The sequence below is a fragment of the Ruegeria sp. CK3 genome (assembly GCF_056536565.1).
On sequence record NZ_JBQFPV010000018.1, the window covers coordinates 1 to 17536 of the forward strand.

The 17536-nt window shown below is 56.8% G+C and carries 31 protein-coding genes; all 31 read left to right on the plus strand.

What is annotated here, in order from left to right:
• Positions 1–104 (plus strand): EF-Tu C-terminal domain-related protein (locus tag ACR0C3_RS22080; RefSeq protein WP_480759078.1); only part of this gene is annotated, 104 nt, incomplete at its 5' end.
• Between the two features lie 258 nt (positions 105–362).
• Complete coding sequence (locus ACR0C3_RS22085) at positions 363–542, plus strand: hypothetical protein (protein ID WP_170642065.1); 180 nt, start codon at positions 363–365, stop codon at positions 540–542.
• Positions 543–920: 378 nt separating this feature from the next.
• On the plus strand, positions 921–1235 hold the full coding sequence (rpsJ, locus tag ACR0C3_RS22090; RefSeq protein WP_008756422.1) for a 30S ribosomal protein S10: 315 nt from the start codon (positions 921–923) through the stop codon (positions 1233–1235).
• Positions 1236–1253: 18 nt separating this feature from the next.
• Positions 1254–1979: a 50S ribosomal protein L3 gene (gene rplC / locus ACR0C3_RS22095; protein WP_008758167.1), complete on the plus strand. Its 726-nt coding sequence runs from the start codon at positions 1254–1256 to the stop codon at positions 1977–1979.
• Positions 1976–2593, plus strand: a complete 618-nt coding sequence (rplD, locus tag ACR0C3_RS22100) for a 50S ribosomal protein L4 (protein ID WP_170463489.1) — start codon at positions 1976–1978, stop codon at positions 2591–2593. The genes rplC and rplD overlap by 4 nt, the downstream gene beginning before the upstream one ends.
• A complete protein-coding gene (locus tag ACR0C3_RS22105) occupies positions 2590–2886 on the plus strand; it encodes a 50S ribosomal protein L23 (protein ID WP_008757532.1) in 297 nt (98 codons plus the stop codon). The genes rplD and ACR0C3_RS22105 overlap by 4 nt, the downstream gene beginning before the upstream one ends.
• Entirely contained in the window at positions 2883–3515 is a 633-nt protein-coding gene (locus ACR0C3_RS22110; RefSeq protein ID WP_480542339.1) for a hypothetical protein, read from the plus strand. The genes ACR0C3_RS22105 and ACR0C3_RS22110 overlap by 4 nt, the downstream gene beginning before the upstream one ends.
• A gap of 32 nt (positions 3516–3547) precedes the next feature.
• Positions 3548–3697 carry a hypothetical protein gene (locus tag ACR0C3_RS22115; protein WP_480760564.1) on the plus strand — a complete coding sequence of 50 codons (150 nt, stop codon included), beginning with the start codon at positions 3548–3550 and terminating at the stop codon, positions 3695–3697.
• A gap of 91 nt (positions 3698–3788) precedes the next feature.
• Positions 3789–4457 (plus strand): hypothetical protein, encoded by a 669-nt coding sequence (locus ACR0C3_RS22120; protein WP_480760565.1) that lies wholly within the window; start codon positions 3789–3791, stop codon positions 4455–4457.
• Positions 4458–4694: 237 nt separating this feature from the next.
• Positions 4695–5537 (plus strand): 50S ribosomal protein L2, encoded by an 843-nt coding sequence (gene rplB / locus ACR0C3_RS22125; protein WP_120633917.1) that lies wholly within the window; start codon positions 4695–4697, stop codon positions 5535–5537.
• Positions 5538–5540: 3 nt separating this feature from the next.
• Entirely contained in the window at positions 5541–5819 is a 279-nt protein-coding gene (gene rpsS / locus ACR0C3_RS22130) for a 30S ribosomal protein S19 (protein WP_005980699.1), read from the plus strand.
• Between the two features lie 3 nt (positions 5820–5822).
• Positions 5823–6203, plus strand: coding sequence for a 50S ribosomal protein L22 (rplV, locus tag ACR0C3_RS22135; protein WP_039538267.1), 381 nt, complete (start codon positions 5823–5825; stop codon positions 6201–6203).
• Positions 6203–6913 (plus strand): 30S ribosomal protein S3, encoded by a 711-nt coding sequence (gene rpsC / locus ACR0C3_RS22140; RefSeq protein WP_008758042.1) that lies wholly within the window; start codon positions 6203–6205, stop codon positions 6911–6913. Before rplV ends, rpsC begins: the two co-directional genes overlap by 1 nt.
• Before the next feature lie 12 nt (positions 6914–6925).
• A complete protein-coding gene (rplP, locus tag ACR0C3_RS22145; protein ID WP_058283513.1) occupies positions 6926–7339 on the plus strand; it encodes a 50S ribosomal protein L16 in 414 nt (137 codons plus the stop codon).
• A 302-nt stretch (positions 7340–7641) separates the two neighbouring features.
• Positions 7642–8106, plus strand: coding sequence for a CBS domain-containing protein (locus ACR0C3_RS22150; protein WP_170380522.1), 465 nt, complete (start codon positions 7642–7644; stop codon positions 8104–8106).
• A 23-nt stretch (positions 8107–8129) separates the two neighbouring features.
• The gene (locus ACR0C3_RS22155) at positions 8130–9497 is read left to right on the plus strand and encodes an ArsB/NhaD family transporter (protein WP_170380523.1); all 1368 of its coding nucleotides are present in this window, start codon (positions 8130–8132) and stop codon (positions 9495–9497) included.
• Between the two features lie 88 nt (positions 9498–9585).
• The gene (locus tag ACR0C3_RS22160) at positions 9586–10206 is read left to right on the plus strand and encodes a 2OG-Fe(II) oxygenase family protein (RefSeq protein ID WP_480760567.1); all 621 of its coding nucleotides are present in this window, start codon (positions 9586–9588) and stop codon (positions 10204–10206) included.
• A 15-nt stretch (positions 10207–10221) separates the two neighbouring features.
• Entirely contained in the window at positions 10222–10830 is a 609-nt protein-coding gene (locus ACR0C3_RS22165; RefSeq protein WP_480760569.1) for a hypothetical protein, read from the plus strand.
• Between the two features lie 215 nt (positions 10831–11045).
• Positions 11046–11252 carry a 50S ribosomal protein L29 gene (gene rpmC, locus ACR0C3_RS22170; protein WP_010437082.1) on the plus strand — a complete coding sequence of 69 codons (207 nt, stop codon included), beginning with the start codon at positions 11046–11048 and terminating at the stop codon, positions 11250–11252.
• A 4-nt stretch (positions 11253–11256) separates the two neighbouring features.
• The gene (gene rpsQ, locus ACR0C3_RS22175) at positions 11257–11487 is read left to right on the plus strand and encodes a 30S ribosomal protein S17 (protein WP_152459158.1); all 231 of its coding nucleotides are present in this window, start codon (positions 11257–11259) and stop codon (positions 11485–11487) included.
• Positions 11488–11563: 76 nt separating this feature from the next.
• Entirely contained in the window at positions 11564–11932 is a 369-nt protein-coding gene (gene rplN / locus ACR0C3_RS22180; protein WP_008757934.1) for a 50S ribosomal protein L14, read from the plus strand.
• Positions 11933–11934: 2 nt separating this feature from the next.
• Positions 11935–12246 carry a 50S ribosomal protein L24 gene (gene rplX, locus ACR0C3_RS22185; RefSeq protein WP_068340764.1) on the plus strand — a complete coding sequence of 104 codons (312 nt, stop codon included), beginning with the start codon at positions 11935–11937 and terminating at the stop codon, positions 12244–12246.
• Entirely contained in the window at positions 12239–12799 is a 561-nt protein-coding gene (gene rplE, locus ACR0C3_RS22190; RefSeq protein ID WP_170356680.1) for a 50S ribosomal protein L5, read from the plus strand. Before rplX ends, rplE begins: the two co-directional genes overlap by 8 nt.
• Before the next feature lie 19 nt (positions 12800–12818).
• On the plus strand, positions 12819–13124 hold the full coding sequence (gene rpsN / locus ACR0C3_RS22195) for a 30S ribosomal protein S14 (RefSeq protein ID WP_068340744.1): 306 nt from the start codon (positions 12819–12821) through the stop codon (positions 13122–13124).
• 13 nt (positions 13125–13137) lie between these two features.
• On the plus strand, positions 13138–13530 hold the full coding sequence (gene rpsH, locus ACR0C3_RS22200) for a 30S ribosomal protein S8 (RefSeq protein ID WP_170373360.1): 393 nt from the start codon (positions 13138–13140) through the stop codon (positions 13528–13530).
• Between the two features lie 11 nt (positions 13531–13541).
• Positions 13542–14075: a 50S ribosomal protein L6 gene (rplF, locus tag ACR0C3_RS22205; RefSeq protein ID WP_170373361.1), complete on the plus strand. Its 534-nt coding sequence runs from the start codon at positions 13542–13544 to the stop codon at positions 14073–14075.
• Between the two features lie 11 nt (positions 14076–14086).
• Positions 14087–14446 (plus strand): 50S ribosomal protein L18, encoded by a 360-nt coding sequence (gene rplR, locus ACR0C3_RS22210; protein ID WP_039523386.1) that lies wholly within the window; start codon positions 14087–14089, stop codon positions 14444–14446.
• A gap of 174 nt (positions 14447–14620) precedes the next feature.
• Positions 14621–15184: a 30S ribosomal protein S5 gene (gene rpsE, locus ACR0C3_RS22215; protein ID WP_170356677.1), complete on the plus strand. Its 564-nt coding sequence runs from the start codon at positions 14621–14623 to the stop codon at positions 15182–15184.
• 13 nt (positions 15185–15197) lie between these two features.
• Positions 15198–15386 (plus strand): 50S ribosomal protein L30, encoded by a 189-nt coding sequence (rpmD, locus tag ACR0C3_RS22220; RefSeq protein WP_074736195.1) that lies wholly within the window; start codon positions 15198–15200, stop codon positions 15384–15386.
• A 325-nt stretch (positions 15387–15711) separates the two neighbouring features.
• Positions 15712–17019: a histidinol dehydrogenase gene (hisD, locus tag ACR0C3_RS22225; protein WP_480760571.1), complete on the plus strand. Its 1308-nt coding sequence runs from the start codon at positions 15712–15714 to the stop codon at positions 17017–17019.
• A 100-nt stretch (positions 17020–17119) separates the two neighbouring features.
• Positions 17120–17527 carry a universal stress protein gene (locus ACR0C3_RS22230; RefSeq protein ID WP_170380527.1) on the plus strand — a complete coding sequence of 136 codons (408 nt, stop codon included), beginning with the start codon at positions 17120–17122 and terminating at the stop codon, positions 17525–17527.
• The last annotated feature ends 9 nt before the right edge of the window (positions 17528–17536 follow it).

The following is a 17536-nucleotide window of genomic DNA, read 5'->3' on the forward strand; positions in this document are numbered from 1 at the left end:
TTGAGCTGATCGCGCCGATCGCGATGGAGCAGGGCCTGCGCTTCGCGATCCGCGAAGGCGGCCGCACCGTCGGCGCCGGCGTTGTGTCGAAAATCACTGAATAAGTCGCGCAAGCGAATGATCAGATGGAAAGGGCGTCCCTCGGGACGCCCTTTTTCGTTTGAGCTATACGTTTCCGAGGTGGGCCTAAACGTGTTCGAACCGAGATGACGCTTGGAAAGCTCGCCGTCGTTAAGGGCAAAACGGATTGTGGTTTCTTAATCCAAACTCCACCTCACCCAAAGACAGGAAACCCACATGTGATCTGAAAGAAAAAGCGGGGCGTGCGCAGGCCGATCCGCTGACGCTATCAGGAGGAAATCATGTTAGGTTTTGAATTCTTGAACTATGGAACGCAAATCCTTCACAGCAAGGATCTGGAGGACATGCGTGCTGCGATCCTTAGTGACGACGACCAGGAAGTCGACTGTGATATCAGTGAGTTTAGCCGCGAGCGTAAGCGGTTCGACGTCCGGCTTGCCGAGCAGCCTAACAGAATCTGAAGCGCTAAAGCACGTCCAGAAACTGTGTCGTCAACCAGCGTATTCACTGTAGCGTGGGGTGAAAACCTTCCAGACCAAGTCGGTTTTCTCTGAATGCTCAATTGTCGCGTGTAGGCTTTACACCTCGCCCATAGTTCTTTAGCGCGTTCTTGTTGCGAAGTTGGTCCTGAAGATCAGTTCTTAGTGCTAGGTCGTGTCGCTATTTGAGGTGGGACAAAGCCAACAAACCCCTTGCCAAACCCCACCAACCCCACTAATACGCGCGAGTTCTCGATAAGAACGTCAAGGCGGGGTGATTCCCGCCTTTTGGGTTCGAAGAGGGTTGGCGATGCGCGTCTGTCCTCCTCTCAACCTCAACGCCTAAAAAAGGCTGTTAATATGCAAAGCCAAAATATCCGTATTCGGCTGAAGGCATTTGACTATCGCGTTCTGGATGCCAGCACGCAAGAGATCGTCAACACTGCCAAGCGGACCGGCGCGAACGTGCGCGGCCCTATCCCGCTACCGAACAAGATTGAGAAGTTCACGGTTCTCCGTGGCCCTCACGTTGACAAGAAATCCCGCGACCAGTTCGAGATCCGTACGCACAAGCGTCTGCTCGACATCGTTGATCCGACCCCCCAGACCGTTGACGCGCTGATGAAGCTCGACCTCGCTGCTGGTGTGGACGTCGAGATCAAGCTGCAGTCGTAAGATCGGAGGGTATAGATTATGCGCTCTGGTATTATCGCAAAAAAAGTCGGCATGACCCGCCTGTTCATGGAAGACGGCAAGCAGATCCCTGTGACCGTTCTTCACCTGGACAACCTGCAGGTCGTTGCACAGCGTACGGCTGACAAAGACGGCTACACCGCCGTTCAGCTGGGCGCCGGCGCTGCCAAGGCAAAACGCACCTCGAAAGCCATGCGCGGTCACTATGCCGCTGCCAAGGTCGAGCCCAAGCGTAAGCTGGCCGAGTTCCGCGTCTCCGAAGATGGCCTGATTGATGTAGGCGCCGAGATTTCGGCAGAACACTTCCTGGAAGGTCAGAAAGTTGACGTTTCGGGTACCTCGATCGGTAAAGGCTTTGCCGGTGCGATGAAGCGCTGGAACTTTGGTGGTCTGCGCGCCTCGCACGGTGTTTCGATCAGCCACCGTTCGCACGGTTCGACCGGTCAGTGTCAGGACCCAGGCAAGGTTTTCAAAGGCAAGAAGATGGCCGGTCACATGGGTGCTGCCCGTGTTACCACCCAGAACCTGGAAGTCGTCAAAACCGACGCCGACCGGAACCTGGTCTTTATCAAAGGCGCCGTTCCCGGACCGAAATCGGGCTGGGTCACCGTCAAGGACGCCGTGAAGAAGAAAGCACCGGAAGGCCTGCCTTTCCCGGCTGCTGTGAAGTCGGCTGCAACCGAAGCACCTGCGGAAGAAGCTCCCGCGGAAGGTGGTGAAGCATGAAACTTGATGTAATCAAACTGGACGGCGGCAAAGCCGGCGACATCGAGCTGAACGCCGATCTGTTCGGCCTCGAGCCGCGCGCGGACATCCTGCACCGTGTGGTCCGTTGGCAGCGCAACAACGCGCAGGCCGGCACCCACAAGGTGAAAACCCGCTCGGAAACCAGCTACTCGACCAAGAAGATCTATCGCCAGAAGGGCACCGGTGGCGCACGCCATGGTGACCGTAACGCGCCGATCTTCCGTGGTGGTGGTATCTACAAAGGCCCTGTCGTGCGTTCGCACGGCCACGACCTGCCCAAGAAGTTCCGCAAGCTTGGCCTGCGCCACGCTCTGTCGGCCAAAGCCAAGGCAGGTGAACTGGTTGTGATCGAAAACGCCGAAGCCGAAGGCAAGACCGCCGCTCTGGCCAAACAGGTTGCAAACCTGGGCTGGAAACGTGCTCTGGTCATCGACGGCGCGACCGTGAACGAAGGGTTCCTGAAAGCGTCCAAGAACATCGAAGGTCTGGATATCCTGCCGACGATGGGCGCAAACGTCTATGACATCCTCAAGCGTGACACCCTAGTGCTCACCAAAGCGGCTGTCGAAGCATTGGAGGCTCGTCTGAAATGAGCGCTAAGGCAGAACACTACGACGTGATCCGCAAGCCGATCATCACCGAAAAATCGACCATGGCGTCCGAAAATGGCGCGGTTGTCTTTGAAGTGGCGATCGACAGCAACAAGCCGCAGATCAAAGAGGCCGTTGAGGCGCTGTTTGGTGTGAAGGTCAAAGCGGTGAACACCACCGTGACCAAAGGCAAGGTCAAGCGGTTCCGCGGCCAGCTGGGCCGTCGGAAAGACGTCAAAAAAGCATATGTGACCCTGGAAGAGGGGAACACCATCGACGTGAGCACTGGTCTTTGATCCGACGCTTACTGCGACTATTCACGGCCTCGGCGGTTCAACCCGCCGGGGCCGATTTCGTTTCAGACCCTGAAACCGTGCGTGCGCAGGTGCTGGAGCAGATGCGGGCGTTCAGTGCCGAGCCTTATTTTCAGATTGCCGATGAGAAGCTGGGGCTGTTGTCGGTTTTCGATGATCTGAAATACGACCGCGCAGATGTGGACATGATCTCTCCGGCGATGCGCAAGCATGTGGTCGGCAAGCTTGGCCCGTTGGGGTTCCGCCAGACCTCCGGCACGGTGCTGGAGCATGCCGAGGCCGATATGCGCGTGCACATCCCCAAGTTCCATGCCCTCGGTGCGTCACCTTTCGATATCGCGCGCTACACCGAGAAACGCCCGCAGGATTACTGCCTGCTGACGCCGACGCAGGTGGCCTGTCAGTACGTGGATCACTATGAGTTGGACGATGCCGTGCAGCGGATCGAGGGGTTGATTGCGAAACACCCAATCAACCTGCTCAAACTTGCGGATTATCTGGAAGGCAAACCCAAACACCGCGCTTTTCGCGAGGTCTTGGGCCATATCAAGCTCAAGCAGAGGATCGCGGTGGAGGCCGAGCCACTGTGCCGCAGGCGGTCCCTCGGGTAAGCGCGCAAGCCGCGCCAGCGACTGCCCGTGGGATGGCGCTGTCACGTCTGATCAGTGCGCTTTATGATGCCAAATACATCCGACCTCATACCGAGGCGAAACGTCCCCAAAGCGCCAGCCCGCCGGGACGGGCAGTCGCTGGCGCGGCGGCCTTCGGCCTTGTCCCGCGCTTGGATTTGTAAATGTTTACGTTCTGGATCAAGGAAACTCAGGTCTGGAACGTTTTGGGTTGTTGGAGTAGTGGTTTGCTAAATTGTACAGTGAAATTCTTTTATGCAGGCACCAGATATTAGTCCATTTTCTTACGGAATATTGTCCTTAACCAACCCGAACGATTGGCCGAACCAAGATGAATGTGACGAGTTCTCGCGCTTGGTCACTGGCAAGTCAGACTATGTTTGGCCATTGATTTTCGCTGCATATGCTTGGCACTTGGAAAGTCGCAAGGAGCTGACCTTCCCCAGTGAGATTAAGAGAATAGATGAGTACATTGGCCGCCACTTTGAAGAGTTTCTTAAAGCTAATCCCGTGGATTTCTCAAATGCTGGCAGCCAATATGTGCGATCGAAACCGGGTTCGTTCCAAGCTTTGAGGAAGAATTTCGGCTCTCCGGTTAAGAAGTTGCAGATTTCAGATGCAGAAAAGCGTTTGTCTTCTGAGTTGCGAGATTTGGAAGCAAATGGCCTAATTGTTGATCCGTTTTTGATTAGCGTGGCCGGAGTTTCTATGGCGGTGCTCGGGTCTGTTCCTTATTCGTTTACTCGGCGGACTAAGGCAGGCGATGAGAAATACCTGAAGATCAAGGCAATGCTCTGGGAGTTTGAAAGCTCCACCAAGGACGAACAGAGAGAGATGCGCTTTCACTTCTTTATGGAAAAAGCTATCGGACAGCTCAAGAAACACGTGAAGCTTCTCATATCCGAAGAGGACGAGGGTGATTAGGTGAGTTGGGCTTGTCTCACTCGGAGGATTAACAATGCTGAATAAGGATAGTTGTTTCCCCTATAGACACCCACCCCCAACACTGCTATTTGCACCCAATCTTGCGGCCTCGGATTCGTTCCGGGGCCTCTGATATTTGTAACCGGGGACCTTCGGGGCCCTATACCCTTGGCACCTACGGGGGCCTATCACATAGCGGGGAAACTCCCTGCACTTGCTAAACGGAAGACAGAAAGCATGGCACTCAAGTCGTACAAGCCGACGACGCCGGGCCAGCGCGGGCTGGTGCTGATCGACCGTTCGGAGCTTTGGAAAGGACGTCCGGTCAAGTCTCTCACAGAGGGTTTGACCAAATCGGGCGGCCGGAACAACACCGGACGGATCACTTCACGCCGCCGCGGCGGTGGCGCAAAGCGTCTCTACCGGATCGTTGACTTCAAACGGAACAAATTTGATGTCGCGGCAACCGTCGAGCGGATCGAATATGACCCGAACCGGACCGCATTCATCGCACTGGTAAAATACGAAGACGGCGAGCAGGCATATATCCTGGCTCCGCAGCGTCTGGCTGTTGGGGACAAAGTCGTGGCATCCGCCAAGGCCGACATCAAGCCGGGCAACGCAATGCCGTTCTCGGGTATGCCCATCGGTACCATCGTCCACAACATCGAGATGAAGCCTGGTAAAGGCGGTCAGATCGCACGTGCGGCCGGTACTTACGCTCAGTTCGTTGGTCGCGATGGCGGCTACGCTCAGATCCGTCTGAGCTCGGGCGAGCTGCGCATGGTCCGTCAGGAATGCATGGCCACCATCGGTGCCGTGTCCAACCCCGACAACTCGAACCAAAACCTCGGTAAAGCCGGTCGTATGCGCCACAAGGGCGTTCGTCCGTCGGTTCGTGGTGTTGCAATGAACCCGATCGATCACCCGCACGGTGGTGGTGAAGGTCGTACCTCGGGTGGCCGTACACCGGTTACGCCGTGGGGTAAGGACACCAAGGGTAAGCGTACCCGCAACAAGAACAAAGCGTCCCAGAAGCTGATCATCCGCTCGCGGCACGCCAAGAAGAAGGGACGTTAATCCATGTCTCGCTCTGTTTGGAAGGGTCCTTTCGTCGATGCTTACGTGCTGAAAAAAGCCGAAGCAGCGCGCGAGTCGGGCCGCAACGAAGTCATCAAAATCTGGTCGCGTCGTTCCACCATTCTGCCCCAGTTCGTGGGTCTGACATTTGGTGTGTACAACGGCCAGAAGCACATTCCCGTCAACGTCTCGGAAGACATGATCGGTCAGAAGTTCGGTGAATACTCGCCGACGCGCACCTATTATGGCCACGCCGCAGACAAAAAAGCGAAGCGGAAGTAAGTCATGGGCAAGGAAAAGAACCCCCGCCGCGTGGCTGAAAACGAAGCAATGGCGAAAACCCGCATGCTTCGCACCAGCCCGCAGAAACTGAACCTGGTTGCGCAAATGATCCGCGGCAAGAAAGTTGAGAAGGCTCTGACCGACCTGACTTTCTCGAACAAGCGTGTCGCGCAGGACGTCAAGAAGTGCCTGCAGTCCGCAATCGCGAATGCCGAAAACAACCACAACCTGGACGTTGACGAGCTGATCGTCGCCGAAGCATGGGTTGGCAAGAACCTGGTCATGAAGCGTGGTCGTCCGCGTGCCCGTGGCCGTTTCGGCAAGATCATGAAGCCGTTCTCGGAGATCACCATCAAGGTGCGTCAAGTTGAGGAGCAAGCCTAATGGGTCATAAAGTAAATCCGATCGGCATGCGCCTGCAGGTCAACCGCACGTGGGACAGCCGCTGGTACGCCGACACCAAGGACTACGGTGATCTTCTGCTGGAAGACCTCAAGATCCGTGAGTTCATCAACAAAGAGTGCAAGCAGGCCGGTGTTGCCCGTGTGATCATCGAACGTCCGCACAAGAAGTGCCGCGTTACGATCCACACAGCACGTCCCGGTGTCATCATCGGCAAGAAAGGTGCAGACATCGAAGTTCTGCGCAAAAAGCTTGCTCGTATGACCGACAGCGAACTGCACCTGAACATCGTCGAAGTGCGCAAGCCCGAGCTTGACGCGCAGCTGGTTGCCGAGTCCATCGCTCAGCAGCTGGAACGTCGTGTTTCGTTCCGTCGCGCCATGAAGCGGTCGGTTCAGAACGCCATGCGCATGGGCGCCCTGGGTATCCGGGTGAACGTCGCGGGTCGTCTGGGCGGCGCCGAAATCGCACGGACCGAGTGGTACCGCGAAGGCCGCGTGCCTCTGCACACCCTGCGTGCCGACATCGATTACGCACATGCCGAAGCGATGACTCCTTACGGGATCATCGGGATCAAGGTCTGGATCTTCAAAGGTGAGATCATGGAGCACGATCCGCAGGCACGTGACCGTAAAGCACAGGAACTCCAGGACGGCCCTGCACCTCGTGGTGCTGGTGGCGGTCGTCGCTAAGGAGGGAAAGATATGCTTCAACCAAAGCGTACTAAATTCCGCAAGATGCACAAAGGCCGGATCAAGGGTCTCGCCAAGGGCGGCTCTGATCTGAACTTTGGCACCTACGGCCTGAAAGCTCTTGAGCCTGAGCGTGTAACTGCACGCCAGATCGAAGCTGCACGTCGTGCCATGACGCGCCACATGAAGCGTCAGGGCCGCGTCTGGATCCGCATCTTCCCCGACACTCCGGTCACTGCAAAGCCGATCGAAGTTCGTATGGGTAAAGGCAAAGGTTCGGTCGACCGCTGGGCATGCAAAGTCAAGCCTGGCCGCGTGATGTTCGAGATCGACGGCGTCAATGACGACATCGCCCGCGAGGCCCTGCGCCTGGCTGCGATGAAGCTGCCGATCAAGACCCGCGTCGTGGTTCGCGAAGACTGGTAAACAGTCTGGGGAAACCCGAACAGCATTGCCCCCACCGAGAAATCGGTGGGGGCTTTTTTGTTTCTGGCCTCTCGCAAACCCGCTAGGCGCCCAATTCCGAGATTCAATACCGGCATTGCAAAAAAGATGGGGCTCAGGGGTGGCATATTCTCTCATCTGGTGAAAAGAAGCGCTCGCAATACCTTCCCAATCAGAGCTTGGGTCGATCTTACTCCGATACGGCTTGAGCACGAACCGTGCCTTGGCTCTGAAACCCCGCTGAAAGACCGAGGACACGTATGGGCCTTACTTGCCGGGACGTCATGGTCCCCCCCGAAAAACAGAAGACAATTCATCCCGATGATACAGTCGCCAAGGCGTTTGAGATCATCCGCGACAGCCGCGCCCGGTTCTTGCCGGTGGTGGGGGATGACGGGAGCTTCCAAGGCGTTTTCACCGCGCCCACGTTGATCAAGATGATCCTGCCGCGTGCGGCCCGTATTGGTGTCAGCGATGAGACTTCGCGCGTTGCGATCAGCCATCTCAGCTTTATGGATTTGACCAAGGAAGACATCAGCGAACAGATCAAGCGCCTGCACGAAGAGCGAGTCGGAGATCACATGTCGAACCCGGCCAACATCCCGGTTCTCGCACCCGACACGCCGGTGATGGAAGGCATTTTCCTGATCCACAAATTCAAACGCCACGTTTTCCTCGTGGAACCCGAGACCAATCGCTTCGTCGGCTCTGTCAGCCCGAACTCGTTGATTGATCACGCGCTGAGCTAACCCCTAAAGACCGGATCAGACCATTGACCGACCATTCCGTTTCGCATGGAGAACACGCGTTCTCCGTTCCTCAGCTGTTGGGGATTGACCCTCTGTGGGTCGCCACCGGTATCCTGATTGCTGTTTATGCCGTCCTGGTAACCGAAAAAGTAAACCGCGCCATTCTGGCCATGCTGGGGGCATCGCTGATGGTGCTGTTCGGCATCATCAACCAGGAACAGGCCGTCGCGGGCGTTGATGCCAACACATTGGCCCTGCTGATTGGCATGATGGTGATCGTCGGGATCACCAGCAAGTGCGGGTTGTTCCAATTCGTCGCCATCAAGGCCGCAAAGGTGGTTAAGGCCAATCCGACCGGCATCCTGATCATGCTGACGCTGATCACGGCGGTGTTCTCGGCTCTGCTCGACAACGTGACCACTGTTCTGTTGATCGCACCGATTACCTTGCTGATTACGGACGCACTGGAAACGCGGGTTTACCCGTTCTTCTTCGCCGAGATTCTGGCCTCGAATGTGGGCGGTACGGCCACTTTGATTGGTGACCCGCCGAACATCATTATCGGCTCGGCTGCGGGCCTTAGCTTCAATGACTTTGTGGTCAATCTTGCGCCGATCTCGGCCATCTGTCTGGTGGTGCTGACCGGTATAATTTATTTGATGAACCGCCGCACGCTGGCCGCCATCCCCAAATCGGCCTGCGAAAAGATCATGCGTTTCAACGAAAACGAAGCGATCACCGATGTCGGCCTGATGATCAAATCCCTGTCGGTTCTGGCGCTGACCCTTCTTGGCTTCACGCTTGGCCATGGCTACGGCATCCAGCCGGGCACCTCGGCGCTGGCCGGTGCTGCGCTGCTGATGCTGCTAGCCTACGGACACCAGCACGGAGAAGAACAGTCCGAGTCCGTTCACCACATTTTTGGCGAGGTTGAGTGGATCACCATTTTCTTCTTCGGCGGTTTGTTCGTCATCGTTGCAGGTGTCGAGCATGTCGGCCTGCTTGAGTTCTTCGGTGAGAAAGTGCTGGAGCTGACCGAAGGCGACATGATGTGGACCGCGTTCTTCATCTTCTGGGCCTCGGGTATCTTGTCGGCCATTCTGGATAACATCCCTTTTGTGGCGACGATGATCCCTCTGATCGAGTCCACGGCTGACACGTTTGGCGGGCCCGATGCGATCGAGCCTCTGTGGTGGTCGCTGGCTCTGGGCGCCTGTCTGGGCGGCAACGGGACCTTGCTGGGCGCAAGCGCCAACCTGACGGTCGCGGCCTTTGCCGAAAAGGCCAAGCAGCCGATTGGCTTTGTCAAATTCGCGCTCATGGCGTTCCCGATCATGATCCTGACCCTGATGATCGCCAACGTCTACCTCTGGCTGCGCTACTTCTACTAGAGCGCCAAACGAAAGGTCGCACCCGAGCAGCCGCTTTTCTGAGGCGGCTGCTCTCGCCCTTGTGCCTCGGCTGGGATATAGCCGGGGCATGGCACAGATTGAATCACTCTTCGTTACCCGTCTCTATCGCGCTGCTTTGTCCGAGTTCGATCCCAAGATCGACGCGGGCGAGCTGGAAAATTCCTGCCTTGTTATTGCTGAGGATGATGAGGCCGGGCAGGAATGGTGTGAAGAGAATGGCTATCCCGGCTATACCAGCTACGCCTCGCTCACCGATTTGCCTTGGCGCTTCCCGATCTTCGCCGATCTGGTGAAGGCGCTGGATCAGCACGTCGCCGCCTTTGCGAAAGATTTGGAGTTCGATCTGGGCGAGGGAGAGCTGAAGCTGGAGGACCTGTGGATCAACATCCTGCCCGAGGGCGGCATGCACTCCAGCCACCTGCACCCACACAGTGTGATCTCGGGCACGACCTACGTTGCCATGCCTGAAGCGGCGAGCGCGTTGAAGCTGGAGGATCCGCGTTCAGGTCGCATGATGGCCGCGCCGACGCGCCTAAAATTTGGGCGAAAGGACTTGCAACCTTTCATTTATGTTCAGCCTCAAGTGGGGGATGTGCTACTTTGGGAAAGTTGGCTGCGCCACGAAGTTCCGATGAATATGGCCGAGGATGATCGGATCAGCGTCAGTTTCAACTATAAGTGGGAATGAGAGCGAAAACCCTCAATGTTGATTAAATTTTTTTTAGGCAGTTCTTTTCTAGTAGCGTTGCTAGCGTCTTCGGTTGGCGCGGAGTGTCCCAGTAAAGAACACGTTGATACCGGCATTGTCCTTGTTCGCGAGCCTGGCAAAAATCTGGATGACATCGAATACGTCTCTCATGCGGGGGGTATTCTTGCGAGTACCGTCGACCCGGGGGCAAATGAAGCTCGGCGAGAAGTCTATTTTGCCCATCCAATTTTGCCGCCCCAAGGGTTGCCCGACACAAAATGGTTCCGAAGTTATGAGCGAAAATTGGACTCGCTAGATATCCTGGACAGTCAAAAGAAGTGGACCTCAGACTTCGTCGACTATCCCAACACCGACAATGCCCAGTCGGGTTCAATTGAGGTCGAGTTTCAAAGATACCGGATTGAAAGGGTTGGGGCCTGCAAGTATCGAGTTTGGGATGTCTTGCTCAAAGAGAGTGTTGAGGGTTCCCACGCGTTTACTGAGCGGATGTTATATGCCCCTGAGCTGCAAATGGTGCTGAGAAGAGGCGTGGCTGCTGGTGACTCTTTACCTGTATTGGACAGCGGATTTCACCAATTGCAAATCAAAGAAGACAATTCATAGGCCGTAGCTTCAACCCGGCGTCGGTGAGACACGGTTTTTCTGTCCAATTCGCACCCTAAAACTTCCTCTTGCCACCCACCGCTTAAACCCTTATACGGCGGCATCCTGCAAGTCCCCCGGCCGAGTCGGGGGATTCGCATGTCTATCATTCATCCACCAGGTCCAAGGTGACCCTTTCAGGGGCCTTCTGGTGTTTTGAGCAAAGGAAAAAGGCGATGAACGCCCAAGAACTGCGTGACAAGACCCCGGACCAGCTCCGCGAGGAACTGGCCAACCTGAAGAAAGAAAGCTTTAACCTGCGCTTTCAACAGGCAACCGGTCAGCTGGAAAACACTGCTGGCATCAAAGCGGCTCGCCGCAACGCTGCCCGCGTCAAAACCATTCTGAACGAAAAGGCCGCTGCTGCGGCATCGGAGGAGTAATCCTATGCCCAAGCGTATACTGTCCGGAGTAGTAACCAGCGACGCCAACGAGCAAACCGTAACCGTTTCGGTTGAGCGTCGTTTCAAGCACCCGCTGCTGCACAAAACCGTTCGTAAGTCCAAGAAATACCGGGCTCACGACGAAAAGAACGCCTTCAAGGTCGGCGACACCGTACGCATCATCGAATGCGCGCCGAAATCGAAGACGAAACGTTGGGAAGTTCTGGAAGCGTAAGCCTCCGGGATTTTCCCATTTGTCGAAACCCTGGGGGATCTAACGAGACCAGCCCCCACAGGTCGGGAGAAACCACATGATCCAGATGCAGACCAATCTGGATGTCGCTGACAACTCCGGCGCACGCCGAGTTCAGTGCATCAAGGTCCTGGGTGGTTCCAAGCGTAAATACGCCTCCGTTGGCGACATCATTGTCGTCTCGGTGAAGGAAGCCATCCCGCGCGGCCGCGTAAAGAAAGGTGACGTCCGTAAGGCCGTTGTCGTACGCACCGCCAAGGAAGTCCGTCGCGAAGACGGCACAGCGATCCGCTTCGATCGCAACGCCGCCGTCATCCTGAACAACAACAACGAGCCAGTCGGTACCCGTATCTTTGGCCCCGTTGTTCGTGAACTGCGCGGCAAGAACTTCATGAAAATCATCTCGCTGGCTCCGGAGGTGCTGTAATCATGGCTGCTAAACTCCGCAAAGGCGACAAGGTCGTCGTGCTGGCCGGCAAGGACAAGGGCAAAGAGGGAACCATTTCCTCGGTTGACCCCAAAGCCGGTAAAGCTGTTGTCGAAGGCATCAACATTGCCATCCGTCACACCCGTCAGTCGCAAACTTCGCAAGGTGGTCGCCTGCCTCAGGCAAACCCGATTGAATTGTCGAACCTGGCGCTGCTGGACAAGAACGGCAAAGCAACCCGCGTTGGCTTCCGCATGGAAGGTGACAAGAAGGTTCGCTTCGCCAAGACCACAGGGGACGTGATCGATGCTTGATTCCGCAACCTACACCCCGCGTCTGAAAGCTCAGTACGTTGAAACCATCCGTGCCGCTCTGAAAGAAGAGTTCGGCTACAAGAACGACATGCAGCTGCCCAAGCTGGACAAAATCGTTCTGAACATCGGTTGTGGTGCTGAGGCGGTCAAAGACTCGAAGAAAGCGAAAGCTGCTGTCGAAGATCTGACTGCGATTGCTGGTCAAAAGGCCGTTGCAACCAAGGCGAAGAAGTCGATCGCGGGTTTCCGCGTCCGTGAAGACATGCCGCTGGGCGCGAAAGTGACCCTGCGCGGTGACCGGATGTACGAATTCCTGGATCGCCTGATCACCATCGCGCTGCCGCGCGTTCGTGACTTCCGCGGTGTTAAGCCGTCTTTCGATGGTCAGGGCAACTTTGCCATGGGCATGAAAGAGCACATCGTGTTCCCGGAAATCGATTTCGACAAGGTCGACGAGGTCTGGGGCCTGGATATCGTAATTGCCACCACAGCGAAAACCGACGCTGAAGCGAAGAGCCTGTTGAAAGCATTCAACATGCCGTTCAACGCGTAAGCGCCGGGAGGATTGAGACATGGCTAAGAAAGCAATGATCGAACGCGAAAAGAAGCGCGAACGCCTGGTGGCCAAATATGCCGCAAAGCGTGCCGAGTTGAAAGAAATCGCGAATGACGAGAGCCGCCCGATGGAAGAGCGTTTCAAAGCGCGTCTGAAACTGGCGAAACTGCCGCGCAACAGCTCGGCTACCCGTCTGCACAACCGTTGTCAGCTGACCGGTCGTCCCCACGCTTACTACCGTAAGCTGAAGGTCAGCCGTATCGCGCTGCGCGAGCTGGGTTCTGCTGGTCAGATCCCCGGCATGGTGAAATCGAGCTGGTAAGGGAGACATAGATATGAATGATCCTATCGGCGATATGCTCACCCGTATCCGCAACGCGCAAATGCGCGGCAAGTCCACAGTTTCCACCCCGGCTTCCAAGCTGCGCGGTTGGGTTCTGGACGTGCTGGCGGATGAAGGCTACATCCGTGGCTATGAAAAGACGACCGGTGCAAACGGTCATCCGGCCATCGAAATCAGCCTGAAATACTACGAAGGCACCCCTGTTATTCGCGAACTGAAGCGGGTTTCGAAACCCGGTCGTCGCGTCTACATGGGCGTCAATGACATCCCGCAGGTCCGTCAGGGTCTGGGCGTGTCGATTGTCAGCACTCCGAAAGGTGTGATGTCGGACGCAAACGCTCGCTCCAACAATGTTGGCGGCGAAGTGCTCTGCACCGTCTTCTAAGGAGGTCTGCAATGTCTCGTATTGGTAAAAAACCGGTCGAGCTGCCCAGCGGCGTTACCGCCTCTGTGTCTGGCCAGACCATCGAAGTTAAAGGTCCGAAAGGCACCCGCAGCTTCACCGCCACCGACGACGTGACGCTGTCGGTTGAAGACAACGTGGTCAAGATCGACCCCCGTGGCATGTCCAAGCGTGCCCGCCAGCAGTGGGGCATGAGCCGCACCATGGTTGCCAACCTGGTAACCGGTGTGACCGAAGGCTTCAAAAAAGAGCTGGAGATCCAGGGTGTTGGTTACCGGGCTCAGATGCAGGGCAACACCCTGAAGCTGAACCTGGGCTACAGCCACGATGTTGATTTCACTGCTCCGGAAGGTGTCACCATCACCGCGCCGAAGCAGACCGAGATCGTTGTGGAAGGTATCGACCAACAGCAGGTGGGCGAAGTCGCGGCCAAAATCCGCGAATGGCGCCGTCCCGAGCCGTACAAAGGCAAGGGCATCCGCTACAAGGGCGAGTTCATCTTCCGCAAGGAAGGCAAGAAGAAGTAAGGACGCAAACAATGGCAAACAGCAAAAGAACCCTGTTTCTGAAGCGCCGCCTGCGCGTTCGGAACAAACTTCGCAAAGTCAACGCCGGCCGTGTACGCCTGTCGGTTCACCGTTCGAACAAGAACATCAGCGTTCAGCTGATCGACGACGTTCGTGGCGTGACCCTGGCATCGGCCTCGACCCTGGAAAAAGATCTGGGTGTTGTTGGCAAGAACAACGTCGAAGCGGCCACCAAGGTGGGCGCGGCCATCGCCGAGCGTGCCAAGAAGGCAGGCGTCGAAGAGGCCTATTTCGATCGTGGTGGCTTCCTGTTCCACGGCAAGGTGAAGGCAGTTGCCGACGCCGCGCGTGAAGGTGGTCTGAAGATCTAAGACCAAGCGCATCCCGAAAAGTGGGAACCGGTTTTCGGATCAAGATGCGCGATACTAAAGATTGTGGGCGGGTTTCGATCCGCCCCGATGATCCGGGGGCCTCGGCAACAGTCGGGGCTCACTTGGATTGAAGCAAACGGCGCCGTATGCGCCACATGAGAAAAGGGATGCCAAATGGCAGAACGTGAAAACCGTCGGGGCCGTGGCCGCGACCGTGAAGAAGCACCGGAATTTGCAGATCGTCTGGTCGCAATCAACCGCGTGTCGAAAACCGTAAAAGGTGGTAAGCGCTTTGGCTTCGCCGCTCTGGTGGTTGTCGGCGATCAGAAAGGCCGCGTCGGCTTTGGCAAAGGTAAAGCGAAAGAAGTACCTGAAGCCATCCGTAAGGCGACTGAGCAAGCCAAGCGTCAGATGATCCGCGTGCAACTGCGCGAAGGTCGTACTCTGCACCACGACATCGAAGGCCGTCACGGCGCTGGTAAAGTGGTTATGCGCACCGCACCTGAAGGTACTGGTATCATCGCCGGTGGTCCGATGCGTGCCGTGTTTGAAATGCTGGGTGTTAAGGACGTTGTTTCCAAGTCGCTGGGCTCGCAGAACCCGTACAACATGATCCGCGCTACCATCAACGGCCTGCAGAAAGAGCAGAGCCCGCGTTCGGTTGCCGCACGTCGTGGTAAAAAAGTTGCCGACATCCTGCCCAAGCGGGACGAAGCACCGGCTGAAGCCGAAGCGTAAGGAGTAGCGAGCAATGGCAAAAACCATCGTCGTCAAGCAGATCGGTTCTCCGATCCGTCGCCCCGCCGAACAGCGCGCAACCCTGATCGGCCTGGGCCTGAACAAGATGCACCGCACCCGTGAGCTGGAGGATACGCCTTCGGTTCGCGGCATGGTCAACAAGATCCCGCATCTGGTTGAGATCATCGAAGAGCGCGGCTAACCGCCCTCTGAAAATGCTTTTGGAACCGCCTCTGACTTATGTCAGGGGCGTTTTCTTTTGCCCGAGTGCATCTGCGAATCGCCTCGTTCGACCGCTTGCCTCATGCCTTGAAGATGGTCGAGCATGCCGCTGAATCCGTAGGCAACAACAGCGCCGAGGTCCTCTTACGAGGCCGAGTTTCAGCTTTCCCAATCCCGAAATTTGTCATTTCTTAAATGGGCTTAGAAGATCGAAAAGAGTTTCGTTTTCGACTCCACAAACGCTTGCAAAGGCGATTTCGCCTCTGACAGAGTGGCCGCGCAGGAACCGGGAACAGGGGCTGACTATGGCGCGCGACTATCTCAAAAAGGCGATGCTAACGGCGCAATCTGATGCGCCCGAGGTTCACGATACGGTCAAGACCATCCTGGCCGAGATTGAAGCCGGCGGCGACGCGAAGGCGCTGGAATATGCAGCCAAGTTCGACAGGTTCGACGGCAACGTTCTGATGACGCAGGACGAGATTGACGCCGCCATTACGCTTGTGCCTGAAAAGCTTAAGGCGGATATCCGTTTCGCCCATAACAACGTCCGCAATTTTGCCGAGGCGCAGAAGGCCACGATGACCGACGTACAGACCGAGATCGTGCCCGGCGTGATCGCTGGTCAAAAGGCGATCCCTGTGGATGCGGCGGGCTGCTATGTGCCCGGCGGCCGGTACAGCCATATCGCCAGTGCAATCATGACCGTGACGACAGCCAAAGTTGCCGGATGCCGCCACATCATCGCGTGCTCACCTCCGAAACCGGATGATGGCGTTGCGCCTGCAGTTGTCTACGCGGCCCATATCTGTGGGGCCGACAGTATTCTGGCGATGGGAGGGGTGCAGGGTGTCGCCGCGATGCGATACGGCCTATTCGGCCTGCCGCGCGCAAATATCCTTGTGGGGCCGGGAAACCAGTTCGTCGCGGAGGCCAAGCGCATCCTCTACGGTGAGGTTGGCATCGACATGATCGCAGGACCGACCGATAGTCTAGTCCTTGCCGACAGCAGTGCGGACCCGCTTGTTGTGGCCACCGATCTCGTGAGTCAGGCGGAACACGGGTATAACTCTCCTGTCTGGCTGGTGACAGATGACCGGGCGCTTGCGCAGAATGTCATGACACTGGTGCCCGAACTGATCGCAGATCTTCCTGACCTGAACCGAGAAAACGCGGCTGCTGCATGGCGCGACTATGCCGAGGTCATCGTTTGTTCGGATCGCGAAGAGATGGCCGACTGTTCCGATGAATACGCGCCGGAACACCTGACCGTTCAGGCCGAGGACTTGGAATGGTGGCTGGATCGTCTGACCTGCTATGGCTCTTTGTTTCTGGGGGAGGAGACCACTGTATCCTATGGGGACAAGGCAACGGGCACCAACCACGTTCTGCCGACCTCGGGTGCCGCCAGCTACACGGGCGGCCTGAGCGTCCACAAATACATGAAGATCGTGACATGGCAGCGGGCGACCCGGGAAGGCTCAAAACCCATTGCTCTGGCCACAGCCAGAATTTCGCGCGTGGAAGGGATGGAGGGGCATGCAAGGGCGGCTGATGTCCGTCTCGCCAAGTACTTCCCGGATGAAGAATTTGATCTGCGAGCCGACGGATGATCGGTCCAACCACCACCTGCCAAACTGTTCTCTGGCCTTGATACCGCACTGGGTACTATCCTTGGCATGATAGGGCCGACCGGGCTGAAAGGAGTTTGACATGTACAAGAAAGTTCTCGTTCCAATGGCGCTGGATCACGATATCTCGCAACACACTCTGGAAGTGGCGCGTGCCTTGTCGCAGGGAGGCGGAGAGATCATCGCTCTGCATGTTTATGAAATGCCTCAGGGCTCGGTCAGTGCGTTTCTGGACAAGGATCTGGTGGCAGAAGGATATCGCCGCGCCCGACTGGAACTGTCGCGCAAAGTCGAAGGGCTGGAAGGGGTAAGTTCCGAACTCGTGAAGGGCCACACGGCGCGTACGATCATAGATTATGCGGCAGAGAACGGCGTCGATTGCATCGTCATCGGGTCTCACAAGCCCGACCTCAGCGACTATTTCCTGGGCTCCACAGCGTCGCGCGTGGTGCGTCATGCCCCTTGCGCGGTGCATGTGTACCGCAGGTGACAACCGTCA

Coding starts and splice junctions, on each gene's coding strand:
- ACR0C3_RS22085 (WP_170642065.1), top strand. CDS start 363: ATGTTAGGTTTTGAATTCTTGAACTATGGAACGCAAATCCTTCACAGC.
- rpsJ (WP_008756422.1), top strand. CDS start 921: ATGCAAAGCCAAAATATCCGTATTCGGCTGAAGGCATTTGACTATCGC.
- rplC (WP_008758167.1), top strand. CDS start 1,254: ATGCGCTCTGGTATTATCGCAAAAAAAGTCGGCATGACCCGCCTGTTC.
- rplD (WP_170463489.1), top strand. CDS start 1,976: ATGAAACTTGATGTAATCAAACTGGACGGCGGCAAAGCCGGCGACATC.
- ACR0C3_RS22105 (WP_008757532.1), top strand. CDS start 2,590: ATGAGCGCTAAGGCAGAACACTACGACGTGATCCGCAAGCCGATCATC.
- ACR0C3_RS22115 (WP_480760564.1), top strand. CDS start 3,548: ATGGCGCTGTCACGTCTGATCAGTGCGCTTTATGATGCCAAATACATC.
- ACR0C3_RS22120 (WP_480760565.1), top strand. CDS start 3,789: ATGCAGGCACCAGATATTAGTCCATTTTCTTACGGAATATTGTCCTTA.
- rplB (WP_120633917.1), top strand. CDS start 4,695: ATGGCACTCAAGTCGTACAAGCCGACGACGCCGGGCCAGCGCGGGCTG.
- rpsS (WP_005980699.1), top strand. CDS start 5,541: ATGTCTCGCTCTGTTTGGAAGGGTCCTTTCGTCGATGCTTACGTGCTG.
- rplV (WP_039538267.1), top strand. CDS start 5,823: ATGGGCAAGGAAAAGAACCCCCGCCGCGTGGCTGAAAACGAAGCAATG.
- rpsC (WP_008758042.1), top strand. CDS start 6,203: ATGGGTCATAAAGTAAATCCGATCGGCATGCGCCTGCAGGTCAACCGC.
- rplP (WP_058283513.1), top strand. CDS start 6,926: ATGCTTCAACCAAAGCGTACTAAATTCCGCAAGATGCACAAAGGCCGG.
- ACR0C3_RS22150 (WP_170380522.1), top strand. CDS start 7,642: ATGGTCCCCCCCGAAAAACAGAAGACAATTCATCCCGATGATACAGTC.
- ACR0C3_RS22160 (WP_480760567.1), top strand. CDS start 9,586: ATGGCACAGATTGAATCACTCTTCGTTACCCGTCTCTATCGCGCTGCT.
- ACR0C3_RS22165 (WP_480760569.1), top strand. CDS start 10,222: ATGTTGATTAAATTTTTTTTAGGCAGTTCTTTTCTAGTAGCGTTGCTA.
- rpmC (WP_010437082.1), top strand. CDS start 11,046: ATGAACGCCCAAGAACTGCGTGACAAGACCCCGGACCAGCTCCGCGAG.
- rpsQ (WP_152459158.1), top strand. CDS start 11,257: ATGCCCAAGCGTATACTGTCCGGAGTAGTAACCAGCGACGCCAACGAG.
- rplN (WP_008757934.1), top strand. CDS start 11,564: ATGATCCAGATGCAGACCAATCTGGATGTCGCTGACAACTCCGGCGCA.
- rplX (WP_068340764.1), top strand. CDS start 11,935: ATGGCTGCTAAACTCCGCAAAGGCGACAAGGTCGTCGTGCTGGCCGGC.
- rplE (WP_170356680.1), top strand. CDS start 12,239: ATGCTTGATTCCGCAACCTACACCCCGCGTCTGAAAGCTCAGTACGTT.
- rpsN (WP_068340744.1), top strand. CDS start 12,819: ATGGCTAAGAAAGCAATGATCGAACGCGAAAAGAAGCGCGAACGCCTG.
- rpsH (WP_170373360.1), top strand. CDS start 13,138: ATGAATGATCCTATCGGCGATATGCTCACCCGTATCCGCAACGCGCAA.
- rplF (WP_170373361.1), top strand. CDS start 13,542: ATGTCTCGTATTGGTAAAAAACCGGTCGAGCTGCCCAGCGGCGTTACC.
- rplR (WP_039523386.1), top strand. CDS start 14,087: ATGGCAAACAGCAAAAGAACCCTGTTTCTGAAGCGCCGCCTGCGCGTT.
- rpsE (WP_170356677.1), top strand. CDS start 14,621: ATGGCAGAACGTGAAAACCGTCGGGGCCGTGGCCGCGACCGTGAAGAA.
- rpmD (WP_074736195.1), top strand. CDS start 15,198: ATGGCAAAAACCATCGTCGTCAAGCAGATCGGTTCTCCGATCCGTCGC.
- hisD (WP_480760571.1), top strand. CDS start 15,712: ATGGCGCGCGACTATCTCAAAAAGGCGATGCTAACGGCGCAATCTGAT.
- ACR0C3_RS22230 (WP_170380527.1), top strand. CDS start 17,120: ATGTACAAGAAAGTTCTCGTTCCAATGGCGCTGGATCACGATATCTCG.